Annotated in this window: 12 protein-coding genes; all 12 read left to right on the top strand. The window is 61.9% G+C overall.

The genetic code is table 11. The features are described 5' to 3' along the window. Positions 1–348 precede the first annotated feature (348 nt). Genes mraZ through JN524_RS07890 form a run of 12 tightly spaced genes read left to right on the top strand, consistent with a single transcriptional unit; the run spans position 349 to position 13,732 of the window. Positions 349–804: a division/cell wall cluster transcriptional repressor MraZ gene (mraZ, locus tag JN524_RS07945; RefSeq protein ID WP_003228026.1), complete on the top strand. Its 456-nt coding sequence runs from the start codon at positions 349–351 to the stop codon at positions 802–804. Next, a complete protein-coding gene (gene rsmH, locus JN524_RS07940; RefSeq protein ID WP_027612185.1) occupies positions 801–1,748 on the top strand; it encodes a 16S rRNA (cytosine(1402)-N(4))-methyltransferase RsmH in 948 nt (315 codons plus the stop codon). Before mraZ ends, rsmH begins: the two co-directional genes overlap by 4 nt. Next, positions 1,745–2,038: a cell division protein FtsL gene (gene ftsL / locus JN524_RS07935; RefSeq protein WP_007961627.1), complete on the top strand. Its 294-nt coding sequence runs from the start codon at positions 1,745–1,747 to the stop codon at positions 2,036–2,038. Before rsmH ends, ftsL begins: the two co-directional genes overlap by 4 nt. Then, a complete protein-coding gene (locus JN524_RS07930; RefSeq protein ID WP_171061849.1) occupies positions 2,038–3,777 on the top strand; it encodes a peptidoglycan D,D-transpeptidase FtsI family protein in 1,740 nt (579 codons plus the stop codon). The genes ftsL and JN524_RS07930 overlap by 1 nt, the downstream gene beginning before the upstream one ends. Then, the gene (locus JN524_RS07925) at positions 3,777–5,240 is read left to right on the top strand and encodes a UDP-N-acetylmuramoyl-L-alanyl-D-glutamate--2,6-diaminopimelate ligase (protein ID WP_202369016.1); all 1,464 of its coding nucleotides are present in this window, start codon (positions 3,777–3,779) and stop codon (positions 5,238–5,240) included. Before JN524_RS07930 ends, JN524_RS07925 begins: the two co-directional genes overlap by 1 nt. After that, the gene (locus JN524_RS07920; protein ID WP_202369015.1) at positions 5,233–6,600 is read left to right on the top strand and encodes a UDP-N-acetylmuramoyl-tripeptide--D-alanyl-D-alanine ligase; all 1,368 of its coding nucleotides are present in this window, start codon (positions 5,233–5,235) and stop codon (positions 6,598–6,600) included. Before JN524_RS07925 ends, JN524_RS07920 begins: the two co-directional genes overlap by 8 nt. Further along, the gene (gene mraY / locus JN524_RS07915; RefSeq protein WP_025109289.1) at positions 6,600–7,682 is read left to right on the top strand and encodes a phospho-N-acetylmuramoyl-pentapeptide-transferase; all 1,083 of its coding nucleotides are present in this window, start codon (positions 6,600–6,602) and stop codon (positions 7,680–7,682) included. Before JN524_RS07920 ends, mraY begins: the two co-directional genes overlap by 1 nt. A gap of 5 nt (positions 7,683–7,687) precedes the next feature. Further along, positions 7,688–9,034, top strand: coding sequence for a UDP-N-acetylmuramoyl-L-alanine--D-glutamate ligase (murD, locus tag JN524_RS07910; protein ID WP_202369014.1), 1,347 nt, complete (start codon positions 7,688–7,690; stop codon positions 9,032–9,034). Further along, complete coding sequence (gene ftsW, locus JN524_RS07905) at positions 9,031–10,248, top strand: putative lipid II flippase FtsW (protein WP_003228018.1); 1,218 nt, start codon at positions 9,031–9,033, stop codon at positions 10,246–10,248. The genes murD and ftsW overlap by 4 nt, the downstream gene beginning before the upstream one ends. Further along, positions 10,238–11,308 carry an undecaprenyldiphospho-muramoylpentapeptide beta-N-acetylglucosaminyltransferase gene (gene murG, locus JN524_RS07900; protein ID WP_027612180.1) on the top strand — a complete coding sequence of 357 codons (1,071 nt, stop codon included), beginning with the start codon at positions 10,238–10,240 and terminating at the stop codon, positions 11,306–11,308. Before ftsW ends, murG begins: the two co-directional genes overlap by 11 nt. Beyond that, a complete protein-coding gene (murC, locus tag JN524_RS07895; protein ID WP_025109285.1) occupies positions 11,301–12,761 on the top strand; it encodes a UDP-N-acetylmuramate--L-alanine ligase in 1,461 nt (486 codons plus the stop codon). Before murG ends, murC begins: the two co-directional genes overlap by 8 nt. After that, positions 12,758–13,732, top strand: coding sequence for a D-alanine--D-alanine ligase (locus JN524_RS07890; RefSeq protein ID WP_202369013.1), 975 nt, complete (start codon positions 12,758–12,760; stop codon positions 13,730–13,732). Before murC ends, JN524_RS07890 begins: the two co-directional genes overlap by 4 nt. Position 13,733 lies beyond the last annotated feature (1 nt).

Below are 13,733 nucleotides of genomic sequence, written 5' to 3'. Positions count from 1 at the left end.
GCCTGCGCTAAAGTCCGGCAGCGGCAAATGCAGTAATAGCCATTTCCCACCTTGCTTCAATCAACAGCAGAAGCGCTTTTGTAATACCGAAAAAATCTTACTCTTAACAAATTACTTTAACTTCCGAGCGCAGCTTTCAGTGCTGCATCAAGTTATTGGTCAAAAGTGTCCGCCAATTTGTCGTTACCCCTCCTTTTAAGCTCCTAAATCTCCGTTCTGTAAGGGTTTTCCTTTGATCCGCGCCTTGACGGTGTGGTGGGCGCATTCCTATAGTGTGCGCAAGTGGCGGAAAGTGGCATGAAGTGGGTTTTTTGAGCTTAAAACGATAAAAATTGGAGAAACGCTGACGTGTTTCGCGGAGCTAACGCTATCAGTCTCGATGCAAAGGGCCGTCTCGCCATGCCGAGCCGGTACCGTGACGAGCTCGTTTCGCGTAGTTCCGGCCAATTGATCGTGACCATTGATGCCGTTGATCCGTGCCTGTGTGTCTACCCGCTCGACGAGTGGGAAATCATTGAAACCAAGTTGCGCGCACTTCCTTCGCTTCGCGAAGAGAACCGTCGCCTGCAGCGTTTATTGATTGGTAATGCCGTCGACCTCGAACTCGACGGCAGTGGTCGTTTTCTGGTTCCGCCGCGTCTGCGCGAATACGCAAAGCTTGATAAGAAAGCGATGCTGGTGGGCCAACTGAACAAGTTCCAATTGTGGGACGAGGATGCATGGAACGCGGTGTCTGCCGCTGACCTTGCTGCTATTCAACAACCGGGCGCCATGCCTGACGAACTGCGTGATTTGATCCTGTGACTATTGATAGCGGCTTTAACCACATCACCGTACTGCTTGACGAAGCCGTCGAGGCTCTCGCCGTACGTCCTGATGGCTGCTATCTGGACGGTACGTTCGGGCGCGGCGGGCACAGTCGGCTGATCCTCAGCCAGCTCGGGACGGACGGTCGGCTCATCGGGTTCGACAAGGATCCACAAGCGATTGCCACCGGGCAAACGCTAGCGGCCGAAGACGGCCGCTTTGTCGTTGTGCAGCGCAGCTTTGCCGAGCTGGGTTCGGTGGTTGCCGAGCGAGGTCTGAGCGGCAAGGTCAGCGGTATCCTGCTCGATCTCGGCGTGTCGTCGCCGCAGCTGGATGACGCCGAGCGCGGCTTCAGTTTCCTCAATGACGGCCCACTGGACATGCGCATGGATCCGTCCCGTGGCATCAGCGCCGCCGAGTTCGTCAACACCGCGCCGGTGGAAGAAATCGCCCGGGTGTTCAAGGAATACGGCGAAGAACGTTTCTCCGGGCGCATGGCCCGTGCCGTGGCAGAGCGCCGCGACATCAAGCCGTTCGAGCGCACCGCTGATCTTGCCGAAGTCTTGAAAGTCGCCAACCCCGCGTGGGAGAAGGGCAAGAACCCGGCGACTCGTGCATTCCAGGGGTTGCGCATTCACGTCAACAACGAACTGGGCGATCTGGAAGCCGGCCTCGAAGCCGCACTGGATGCTCTGGAGATCGGTGGCCGTCTGGTAGTCATCAGCTTCCACTCGCTGGAAGACCGCATCGTCAAACTGTTCATGCGCAAACTGGTCAAAGGCGAAGCCGACAACCTGCCACGCAACCTGCCCGTGCGCCACGTGGCGTTCGAACCGAAAATCAAAATCCACGGCAAAGCGCAGACGGCCTCCGACGCCGAACTCAAAGCCAACCCACGTTCCCGTAGCGCTGTCATGCGTGTCGCGGAGAAGTTGCGGTGAGCAAGCTTTTCGCCAAGCCCCTGCCAGGCGGCAGCTTTATCATGCTGCTGCTGTTTATCGGCGTGCTCGTGTCGGCCATCGGCGTGTCTTACAGCGCGCACTGGAACCGGCAGTTGCTCAACAATCTTTATAATGAACTCAGCGTGCGCGACAAGGCGCAGGCCGAGTGGGGGCGCCTGATTCTCGAGCAAAGCACCTGGACTGCGCACAGCCGCATCGAAGTGCTGGCCACCGAACAACTGAAAATGCACATCCCTGGCGCGGCTGACGTGAAGATGGTGGCGCCATGATGAAACTCGAAGGGGCACTCTTCCCGTGGCGCTTCCGCCTGATGGTGGCACTGCTCGGCGTGATGGTCGCGGCGATCTGCTGGCGCATCATCGACCTGCAAGTGGTTGACCGTGACTTCCTCAAAGGTCAGGGCGATGCGCGCAGCCTGCGTCATATTCCGATTCCTGCTCACCGTGGTCTGATCACCGACCGTAACGGCGAGCCGTTGGCCGTGAGTACCCCGGTGACGACCCTGTGGGCCAACGCCAAGGAAATGCAGACCGCCAAAGAGAAGTGGCCGGCGCTGGCCGCTGCGCTGGGGCAGGATCCGAAAGCCCTGGCCGAACGTCTCGAAGCCCAGGCCAACAAAGAATTCATTTATCTGGTGCGCGGGCTGACCCCCGAGCAGGGCCAGGCTGTGCTCGATCTGAAAGTGCCGGGCGTTTACGGCATCGAAGAATTCCGCCGCTTCTATCCGGCCGGTGAAGTTACCGCGCACATGGTCGGCTTTACCGACATTGACGATCACGGGCGTGAAGGCGTCGAGCTGGCCTACGACGAGTGGCTGGCCGGTGTCCCGGGCAAACGGCAGGTCATCAAGGATCGGCGCGGTCGGCTGATCAAGGATGTCCAGGTCACCAAGAACGCCAAGGCCGGCAAGCCCTTGGCGTTGTCGATTGACCTGCGTCTGCAATACCTGGCCAACCGCGAGCTGCGCAACGCGATCATCGAGAACGGCGCCAAGGCCGGCAGCCTGGTGATCATGGACGTGAAGACCGGCGAGATTCTCGCCATGGTCAACCAGCCGACCTACAACCCGAACAACCGGCGCAACCTGCAGCCGGCGATGATGCGTAACCGCGCGATGATCGACGTGTTCGAACCGGGTTCGACCATGAAAGCGATCTCGATGAGTGCCGCGATCGAAACCGGCCGCTGGAAACCGAGCGACACCGTCGAGGTGTACCCAGGCTCCCTGCAGATCGGCAAGTACACCATCAAGGACGTGTCGAAGACCGAAGGTCCGGTACTCGACCTGACCGGCATTCTGATCAACTCCAGTAACGTCGGCATGAGTAAGGTCGCGTTCGATATTGGTGGCGAAACCATTTTCCGCCTCGCGCAGAAAGTCGGCCTCGGCCAGGACACCGGCCTCGGCTTCCCGGGCGAGCGCGTCGGCAACCTGCCGAACTACCGCGAATGGCGCAAGGCCGAAACTGCGACGCTGTCTTACGGCTACGGTATTTCCGTGACCGCGATCCAGCTGGTGCACGCGTTCTCGGCGCTGGCCAACAACGGTCGTCTCGCACCGCTGACCCTGATCAAAACCGACAAGCCGCCGCAGACCACCCAGGTACTGCCGGAAGCGGTCGCGAAAACCATGCAAGGCATGCTGCAGCAAGTGATTGAAGCACCGCGCGGCGTGTTCCGTGCGCAGGTGCCGGCGTATCACGTGGCCGGCAAGTCGGGTACTGCACGTAAAACGTCGGTGGGCACCAAGGGCTACGCCGAAAACTCGTACCGTTCGTTGTTCGCCGGTTTCGGCCCGATGAGCGATCCGCGTTACGCCATCGTGGTGGTGATCGATGAACCGTCCAAGGCCGGTTACTTCGGTGGTCTGGTGTCGGCACCGGTGTTCAGCCGCGTGATGTCCGGCACCCTGCGTCTGATGAACGTGACCCCGGACAACCTGCCGACCACCCAACAGGCCAACGCTACCCCGGTCGTTCCGCTGAAAGCCAATGGAGGGCGCGGCTGATGTCTCTGAGTCTGAACAAGATATTCCGCCACGCCGGTCACGATCTGCTGATCCGTGAGTTGGCGCTGGACAGCCGCAACGTACGCGCGGGTGACCTGTTCCTCGCCGTGCCGGGCGGCAAGTTCGATGGCCGTGCGCACATCGCCGATGCCTTGCAGCGTGGCGCGGCGGCAGTTGCCTATGAAGTGGAAGGCGCCACGGTGCTGCCGATCACCGAAGTGCCGTTGATTCCGGTCAAAGGCCTGGCGGCGCAGCTGTCCGATATCGCCGGGCGCTTTTATGGTGAGCCAAGCCATCACTTGAACCTGATCGGCGTCACCGGCACCAACGGCAAAACCAGCGTGACCCAACTAGTTGCGCAGGCTCTGGATCTGCTCGGTCAGCACTGCGGCATCGTCGGTACGCTGGGCTCCGGCTTCTATGGCGCGCTGGAAAGCGGCCTGCACACCACGCCGAATCCGATCGCCGTGCAAGCGACCCTTGGCGACCTGAAGAAGGCCGGGGCTAAAGCCGTGGCCATGGAAGTGTCGTCTCACGGTCTGGATCAGGGTCGGGTCACCGCATTGGCATTTGATGTGGCGGTGATGACCAACCTGTCCCGCGATCACCTGGATTACCACGGCACCATGGAGGCGTATGCCGAGGCCAAGGCCAAGCTGTTCGCCTGGAATGACCTGAAGTGCCGCGTGGTCAACCTCGACGACGATTTCGGCCGGCAACTGGCCGCCGATAAACGCGATTCGCGCCTGATCACTTACAGCCTGCTCGACAGCAGCGCCTACCTGTTCTGCCGTGAAGCGCAGTTCGATGACCACGGCGTGCGCGCCACGCTGGTCACGCCGCAGGGCGAGCATCACCTGCGCAGCACGCTGCTCGGTCGTTTCAACCTGAGCAATGTACTGGCGGCAGTCGGCGCCTTGCTCGGTCTGGATTACGCCCTCGACGAAATTCTCAAGGTGCTGCCGAAACTCGAAGGCCCGGCCGGACGCATGCAGCGTCTGGGTGGCGGCACTCAGCCGCTGGTGGTGGTCGACTACGCCCACACCCCGGATGCCCTGGAAAAAGTTCTGACTGCATTGCGCCCGCACGTCAAAGGCCAGTTGCTGTGCCTGTTCGGCTGTGGCGGTGATCGTGATCGCGGCAAGCGTCCGCTGATGGCCGAAGTGGTCGAGCGTCTGGCTGATCGCGTGCTGGTCACCGATGACAACCCGCGTACGGAAGATCCGGCACAGATTTTCGACGACATCCGCGCCGGTTTCAGCGCTGTGGATAAAGTGACCTTCGTCGCCGGCCGTGGTCAGGCGATCGCCCAGCTGATCGCCGGTGCTTCGGCGGATGACGTGATCGTGCTGGCCGGTAAAGGTCACGAGGACTATCAGGAAATCAACGGCGAGCGGCACGCTTTCTCCGATCTGGTCGAGGCCGATCACGCCCTCACCGCGTGGGAGGTGGCCCATGCTTAAGGCCCTGACATTGAGCGAACTGACCAACGTGCTCGACGCCCGTCTGATCAGCAGCGATGCCAGTTTTGATGGCGTCAGCATCGACAGCCGTGCGATCACCGCTGGCCAACTGTTTATTGCCCTGACTGGCCCGCGCTTCGATGGTCACGACTATCTGAATGACGTCGCCGGCAAAGGCGCGGTGGCGGCACTGGTCGAGCGCGAAGTCGTCGACAGCACCTTGCCGCAACTGCTGGTCAAAGATACCCGCCAGGCCCTCGGCCAGTTGGGTGCGTTGAACCGTGCCGCATTCACCCAGCCAGTCGCGGCCATCACTGGCTCCAGCGGCAAGACCACGGTCAAGGAAATGCTCGCGAGCATCCTGCGTACCCGCGGTCCGGTGCTGGCGACGCGCGGCAATCTGAACAATGATCTCGGCGCACCGCTGACCCTGCTCGAACTGGCCCCGGAACACACCGCCGCCGTGATCGAACTGGGCGCTTCGCGTCTGGGTGAAATCGCCTACACCGTCGGGCTGACCAAGCCACACGTGGCGATTCTCAACAACGCCGGTACCGCCCACGTTGGCGAGTTCGGCGGGCCGGAAAAAATCGTCGAAGCCAAAGGCGAGATCATCGACGGGCTGGCAGCGGATGGCATCGCTGTGCTCAATCTCGATGACAAGGCCTTTGGTATCTGGAAGCTCCGCGCCGGCGCACGCAAAGTGCTGACCTTCTCCCTGAACAATCCTCAGGCAGACTTCTACGCCAGCGACCTGAGCACCGATGCCCGGGGTTGCCCGGCCTTCAACCTGCATACACCTGAAGGTGTGGAGCACGTTCAGTTGAACCTGCTCGGCACCCATAACGTCGCCAACGCCATGGCTGCCGCCGCTGCCGCTCACGCCTTGGGCGTGTCGCTGTTCGGCATTGCCACCGGGCTTGGCGCGGTACAACCGGTCAAGGGTCGCACCGTCGCGCAACTGGCGAAGAACGGCATGCGCGTGATCGATGACACTTACAACGCAAACCCCACCTCCATGTGCGCGGCCGTTGATATACTCGCCGGCTTTTCCGGCCGCACCGTCCTGGTGCTTGGAGATATCGGCGAGTTGGGCGACTGGGCGGAGCAGGGGCACCGCGACGTGGGCGAATATGCCCGGGGCAAGGTTTCCGCGCTTTACGCGGTCGGACCGAACATGGTCCACGCCGTGAACGCATTCGGCAAAGAGGCGCATCACTTCGGCACGCAAGCCGAACTGATCCAGGCCCTCGACGCCGAGCAGGACACAAACACCACCATTTTGATCAAGGGTTCGCGCAGTGCAGCGATGGAAAACATCGTTGCGGCTCTGTGCGGGTCCAGTCTGGAGAAACATTAATGCTGCTGCTGCTAGCGGAGTATCTGCAACAGTTCTACAAAGGCTTCGCGGTCTTCCAGTACCTGACCCTGCGCGGGATCCTCGGTGTGCTGACCGCGCTGGTTTTGTCGCTGTGCTATGGCCCGTGGATGATCCGCACTCTGCAGAACCGTCAGATCGGCCAGTCCGTGCGTAATGACGGCCCGCAATCGCACCTGTCCAAGTCGGGTACGCCGACCATGGGTGGCGCACTGATTCTGTCTTCCATCGGTGTCAGCACCCTGCTGTGGGCTGACCTGAGCAACCGCTACGTCTGGGTCGTGCTGCTGGTGACGCTGCTGTTCGGCGCCATCGGCTGGGTCGACGACTACCGCAAGGTCATCGAAAAGAACTCCCGTGGCTTGCCGAGCCGCTGGAAGTATTTCTGGCAGTCGGTGTTCGGCCTGGGCGCGGCAATCTTCCTTTATATGACCGCCACCACTCCGGTCGAAACCACGCTGATCCTGCCGATGCTCAAGGACTACAGCATTCCGCTGGGCGCCGGTTTCATCGTGCTGACCTACTTCGTGATCGTCGGTTCGAGCAACGCGGTCAACCTCACCGACGGCCTCGACGGTCTGGCGATCATGCCAACCGTTATGGTCGGCGGCGGCCTGGGCATTTTCTGCTACCTGTCGGGTAACGTGAAATTCGCCGAATACCTGTTGATCCCTTACGTACCGGGCGCGGGCGAACTGATCGTGTTCTGCGGCGCACTGATCGGTGCCGGCCTCGGATTCCTCTGGTTCAACACCTACCCGGCGCAAGTGTTCATGGGCGACGTCGGTGCTCTGGCACTTGGCGCGGCACTGGGCACTATCGCGGTGATCGTGCGGCAGGAAATCGTGCTGTTCATCATGGGCGGTGTGTTCGTGATGGAAACCCTGTCGGTGGTTATCCAGGTTGCCTCTTTCAAGCTGACCGGTCGCCGAGTGTTCCGCATGGCACCGATTCATCACCACTTTGAACTCAAGGGCTGGCCCGAGCCACGCGTGATCGTCCGTTTCTGGATCATCACCGTGATTCTCGTGCTGATCGGCCTTGCCACCCTGAAGCTGAGGTAGAACGAGTGTCTCTGATCGCTTCTGACCACTTCCGCATCGTTGTCGGCCTCGGCAAGAGCGGCATGTCCCTGGTTCGCTTTCTGGCGAACCGGGGCGTGTCGTTTGCCGTCGCCGATACGCGGGACAATCCACCGGAACTGGCCACGCTCAAGCGTGACTATCCGCACGTGGAAGTGCGTTGTGGCGAGCTGGACGTCGAATTCCTGTGCCGTGCCGACGAGCTCTACGTGAGCCCCGGCCTGGCGCTGGCGACCCCGGCCCTGCAAGCCGCTGCCGCCCGTGGCGTGAAAATGGCCGGCGACATCGAGCTGTTCGCGCGTAACGCGCGGGCGCCGATTGTGGCCATCACCGGTTCCAACGCGAAAAGCACCGTCACCACTCTGGTCGGTGAGATGGCGGCTGCGGCCGGCAAACGCGTCGCGGTGGGCGGCAACCTCGGTACGCCAGCACTGGAATTGCTCAGCGACGACGTCGAGCTGTATGTGATGGAGCTGTCGAGCTTCCAGCTGGAAACCACCGACCAGCTCAACGCTGAAGTGGCCACCGTGCTCAACATCAGCGAAGACCACATGGACCGCTACAGCGGCCTGCCGGCGTATCACCTGGCCAAGCACCGGATCTTCCGTGGTGCGAAGCAATTCGTGGTCAACCGTCAGGATGCACTCAGCCGTCCGCTGATCGGCGAGGGCCAGCCATGCTGGACCTTCGGCCTGAACAAACCGGATTTCAAGGCCTTCGGCCTGCGCGAAGAAGACGGCGAGAAATACCTGGCCTTCGAATTCCAGAACCTGATGCCAGTGCGCGAACTGAAAGTGCGCGGCGCGCATAACCAGGCCAATGCCCTCGCGGCACTGGCACTGGGGCATGCGGTCGGCCTGCCATTCGACGCCATGCTGTCAGCCCTGCGCAATTTCGCCGGTCTCGAACACCGCTGCCAGTGGCTGCGTGATCTCGACGGCGTCGGTTACTACAACGATTCCAAAGCCACCAACGTCGGCGCCGCACTGGCCGCCATCGAAGGCCTGGGTGCGGATATCGACGGCAAGGTCGTGCTGATCGCCGGTGGCGACGGCAAGGGCGCCGAGTTCAAGGATCTGCGTGATCCGGTGGCGGCCAACTGCCGCGCCGTGATCCTGATGGGCCGCGACTCGGACAAGATCGGCGAGGCTATCGGCGATGCCGTGCCACTGATTCGCGCGACCTCGCTGGTCGACGCCGTCGCGCAGTGCCGCGCAGTCGCCCAGCCGGGTGACGTGGTGCTGCTGTCGCCCGCCTGCGCCAGTTTCGACATGTTCAAGAATTACGAAGACCGTGGTCACCAGTTCGTCCGCGCCGTGGAGGATCTGGCATGAGCCTGCGCAATATCATCAAGCCGTACCCGTCGCCGATCATCACCGGGCGTGGCATCGACCTCGACTTCCCGATGCTCGCCGGTTGCCTGGCACTGCTGGGCCTGGGCCTGATCATGATCGCCTCGGCCTCCACCGAAGTGGCGGCGGCGCAGTCGGGCAGCGCGCTGTATTACATGATTCGCCACCTGATCTACGTGGCACTGGGCCTGGGTGCCTGCATCATCACCATGATGATTCCGATTGCCACCTGGCAGCGTCTTGGCTGGATGATGCTGATCGGCGCATTCGGTCTGCTGGTGATGGTGATCGTCCCGGGGATCGGCCGTGAAGTGAACGGGTCGATGCGCTGGATCGGTTTCAGCTTCTTCAACGTGCAGCCGTCCGAGATTGCCAAGGTGTTTGTGGTGATCTACCTCGCCGGTTATCTGGTGCGTCGGCAAAAAGAAGTGCGCGAGAGCTGGATGGGCTTTTTCAAGCCGTTCATCGTGCTGCTGCCGATGGCGGGCCTGTTGCTGATGGAGCCGGACTTCGGTGCCACCGTGGTAATGATGGGGGCTGCTGCGGCGATGCTGTTCCTTGGCGGGGTCGGGCTGTTCCGCTTCTCGCTGATGGTGGTGCTGGCAGTCGGGGCCGTGGTCTTGCTGATTCAGATGCAGCCGTACCGGATGGCGCGTCTGACCAACTTCGCCGACCCGTGGGCCGACCAGTTCGGCGCGGGTTATCAGTTGTCGCAGGCGTTGATCGCCTTCGGTCGCGGTGAATGGCTGGGTGTTGGCCTCGGCAACAGCGTGCAGAAACAGTTCTACCTGCCTGAAGCGCACACCGACTTCGTGTTCTCGGTGCTGGCCGAAGAGCTGGGCGCCGTCGGTTCGCTGTGCACCGTCGCGCTGTTCGTCTTCGTGTGTATTCGCGGCATGTACATCGGTCTGTGGGCCGAGAAAGCCAAGCAGTTCTTCGCCGCTTATGTGGCCTACGGTCTGTCGTTCCTGTGGATCGGTCAGTTCCTGATCAACATCGGCGTGAACGTCGGTCTGCTGCCGACCAAGGGTTTGACCCTGCCGTTCCTCAGTTATGGCGGCAGTTCCCTGGTGATCTGCTGCGCCTGCCTCGGCTTGTTGCTGAGGATCGAGTGGGAGAGTCGGACCCACCTGGGCAGTGAAGAGATGGAGTTCCATGAGAGCGACTTCGCCGAGGAGCCGAATCATGGGCGCTAACGTATTGATCATGGCCGGCGGCACCGGCGGCCACGTGTTCCCCGCGCTGTCCTGTGCCCGTGAATTCCAGGCGCGCGGCTACACCGTGCACTGGCTCGGCACGCCACGCGGGATCGAAAACGAACTGGTGCCGGCTGCAGGTCTTGAACTGCATCGCATCAATGCCACGGGGTTACGTGGCAAGGGCAAGCTGTCGCTGCTCAAGGCACCGTTCATGTTGCTCAAGTCGGTGTGGCAGGCGCGGGCGGTGATTCGCAAGCTGCGTCCAGTCTGCGTGGTCGGCTTCGGTGGTTATGTGACCGGGCCTGGCGGGATTGCCGCGAAACTGGCCGGTGTGCCGGTGATCGTTCACGAGCAGAACGCCGTGGCCGGCACCGCCAATCGGTTGCTGGTGCCGTTCGCCGCCCGGGTGTGTGAAGCGTTCCCCGACACCTTTACTCTGTCGGACACCCGCCGTACCACCGGAAACCCGGTGCGCAGCGAGCTGTTCCTCGAAACATCGCGACCGGCCCTGGCCGGTCGCAAAGCGCGTTTGCTGATCCTCGGCGGAAGCCTTGGCGCAGAACCGTTGAACAAGTTGCTGCCTGAAGCCCTGGCGCAAGTCCCTGCCGATTTGCGCCCGGAAGTGTTTCATCAGGCCGGCAAAAACCACGATGAAGTGACTGCAGAGCGCTACCGCGCCGCCGGCGTCGATGCGCAGGTGCAGCCCTTTATCAAAGACATGGCCCAAGCCTATGGCTGGGCTGACCTGGTGGTGTGCCGCGCTGGCGCGCTGACCATCAGTGAGCTGGCTGCCGTTGGTCTGCCCTCGATGCTGGTGCCTTTGCCCCACGCGATCGACGATCACCAGACCCGCAACGCCGATTATTTGGCCCGTGAAGGCGCTGCCTTCGTGATGCCGCAAAGAACGACTGGTGCCGCGGACCTTGCCGCGCGCCTGACAGAGGTCTTGATGCAACCGCAACGACTCGAAGAAATGGCCCAAGCGGCCCGCCGTCTGGCCAAACCCGATGCCACCCGTAGCGTGGTCGATACCTGCCTGGAGGTGGCCCATGGTTGAGAATCAGAAAGCCATGCCTCAACCGGAAATGCGCCGCATCCGTCGCATCCACTTCGTCGGTATCGGCGGCGTGGGCATGTGCGGGATTGCTGAAGTGTTGCTGAACCTGGGCTACGAAGTGTCCGGTTCCGACCTGAAGGCTTCGCCGGTGACCGAGCGTCTGGAATCGTTCGGCGCGCACATCTATATCGGCCACCGTGCCGAGAACGCTGCCACCGCCGATGTGCTGGTGGTTTCCAGCGCCGTCAACACCTCCAACCCGGAAGTGGCGACCGCCCTTGAGCGCCGCATCCCGGTGGTACCGCGTGCCGAGATGCTCGCCGAGCTGATGCGCTATCGCCACGGCATCGCCGTCGCCGGTACTCATGGCAAAACCACCACCACCAGCCTGATCGCTTCGGTGTTCGCGGCCGGTGGCCTGGACCCGACCTTCGTGATCGGTGGCCGTCTGAATGCCGCGGGCACCAATGCCCAGCTCGGCACCAGCCGCTACCTGATCGCCGAAGCCGACGAAAGCGACGCGAGTTTCCTGCACCTGCAACCGCTGGTGGCCGTGGTCACCAACATCGACGCCGACCACATGGCGACCTACGACGGTGACTTCAACAAACTGAAGAAAACCTTCGTCGAGTTCCTGCACAACCTGCCGTTCTACGGTTTGGCGGTGATGTGCCTGGACGATCCGGTGGTGCGTGAAATCCTGCCGCTGGTCAAACGTCCGACCGTGACCTACGGCTTCAGCGAAGACGCCGACGTGCGTGCCATCAATGTGCGTCAGCAGGGCATGCAGACCTTCTTCACCGTGCTGCGCCCGGATCGCGAGCCGCTGGACGTGTCCGTGAACATGCCAGGCAACCACAACGTGCTCAACTCGCTGGCGACCATCTGCATCGCCAGCGACGAAGGGGTCAGCGACGAAGCCATCGTCCAGGGCCTTTCCGGGTTCCAGGGCGTTGGCCGACGCTTCCAGGTCTATGGCGAACTGCCGGTGGACGGCGGCAACGTGATGCTGGTCGACGACTACGGTCACCACCCGACCGAAGTCGCGGCCGTGATCAAAGCCGTGCGCGGTGGCTGGCCGGAGCGCCGTCTGGTGATGGTCTACCAGCCGCACCGTTACAGCCGCACCCGTGACCTGTACGACGATTTCGTCAATGTACTGGCCGATGCCAATGTGCTGCTGCTGATGGAAGTCTATCCGGCGGGCGAAGAGCCAATCCCGGGCGCGGACAGCCGCAAGCTGTGCAACAGCATCCGTCAGCGTGGTCAGCTCGACCCGATCTACATCGAGCGTGGTGTCGATCTGGCGCCGCTGGTCAAGCCGCTGCTGCGTGCCGGCGACATTCTGCTGTGCCAGGGCGCCGGGGATATCGGCGGTCTCGCGCCGAAGCTGTTGAAAAGTGAATTGTTCGCCGGCGCCGTGGCTGCGTCGGTCGAGGGGAAGTTGAAATGACTGCTGCCTACGCCAACCTGTTCTCCACCATCGCGCCGAAAGATTTCGGGCGTGTCGCCGTGCTGTTCGGTGGCATGAGTGCCGAGCGTGAGGTTTCGCTGAAATCCGGTAACGCTGTGCTCGACGCGCTGCAAAGCGCGGGCGTGGACGCGTTCGGGATCGACGTCGGCGAGGATTTTCTGCAGCGTCTGCTGAATGAAAAGATCGACCGCGCGTTCATCATTCTCCACGGTCGTGGCGGTGAAGACGGCTCGATGCAGGGCCTGCTCGAATGCGCGGGCATTCCGTACACCGGCAGCGGCATCCTCGCCTCGGCACTGGCGATGGACAAGCTGCGCACCAAGCAGGTCTGGCACAGCCTCGGGATTCCGACGCCGCGTCACGCCGTGCTGTGCAGCGAAGCCGATTGTATTTCCGCGGCGACGGAACTGGGCTTCCCTTTGATCGTCAAACCGGCGCATGAAGGTTCAAGTATCGGGATGGCCAAAGTGAGTTCTGCGTCCGAGTTGATCGACGCATGGAAAGCGGCCAGTACCTACGATTCGCAAGTCTTGGTTGAACAATGGATTCAAGGTCCGGAGTTCACCATCGCCACCCTGCGTGACCAGGTGTTGCCTCCTATCGCCCTGGGTACACCGCACACTTTCTACGACTACGACGCCAAGTACATCGCCAACGATACCCAGTACCGCATTCCGTGCGGGCTGGATGCCGCCAAGGAGCAGGAACTCATGGATCTCACGGCCAAGGCCTGTGAGGCGCTGGGGATTGCCGGTTGGGGCAGGGCGGACGTGATGCAGGACGCCGACGGGCAGTTCTGGTTCCTGGAAGTGAACACCGCACCGGGCATGACCGATCACAGTCTGGTGCCGATGGCGGCCCGTGCTGCCGGTCTGGACTTCCAGCAACTGGTTCTGGCCATTCTGGCCGCCAGTGTTGAAGTCTCCGGTAACACAGAGGCGCGAGGTTAAG

Origin of the sequence: Pseudomonas sp. MWU318, from assembly GCF_016756945.1 — a bacterium.
GTDB lineage: Bacteria > Pseudomonadota > Gammaproteobacteria > Pseudomonadales > Pseudomonadaceae > Aquipseudomonas > Aquipseudomonas putida_A.
This window is presented reverse-complemented; position numbering and strand designations above follow the sequence as displayed.

What these genes read in the sequence shown, in the direction of transcription:
- JN524_RS07930 (WP_171061849.1), top strand. Translation starts at nt 2,038, where the DNA reads ATGAAACTCGAAGGGGCACTCTTCCCGTGGCGCTTCCGCCTGATGGTG.
- JN524_RS07925 (WP_202369016.1), top strand. Translation starts at nt 3,777, where the DNA reads ATGTCTCTGAGTCTGAACAAGATATTCCGCCACGCCGGTCACGATCTG.
- JN524_RS07920 (WP_202369015.1), top strand. Translation starts at nt 5,233, where the DNA reads ATGCTTAAGGCCCTGACATTGAGCGAACTGACCAACGTGCTCGACGCC.
- mraY (WP_025109289.1), top strand. Translation starts at nt 6,600, where the DNA reads ATGCTGCTGCTGCTAGCGGAGTATCTGCAACAGTTCTACAAAGGCTTC.
- ftsW (WP_003228018.1), top strand. Translation starts at nt 9,031, where the DNA reads ATGAGCCTGCGCAATATCATCAAGCCGTACCCGTCGCCGATCATCACC.
- murG (WP_027612180.1), top strand. Translation starts at nt 10,238, where the DNA reads ATGGGCGCTAACGTATTGATCATGGCCGGCGGCACCGGCGGCCACGTG.
- murC (WP_025109285.1), top strand. Translation starts at nt 11,301, where the DNA reads ATGGTTGAGAATCAGAAAGCCATGCCTCAACCGGAAATGCGCCGCATC.
- JN524_RS07890 (WP_202369013.1), top strand. Translation starts at nt 12,758, where the DNA reads ATGACTGCTGCCTACGCCAACCTGTTCTCCACCATCGCGCCGAAAGAT.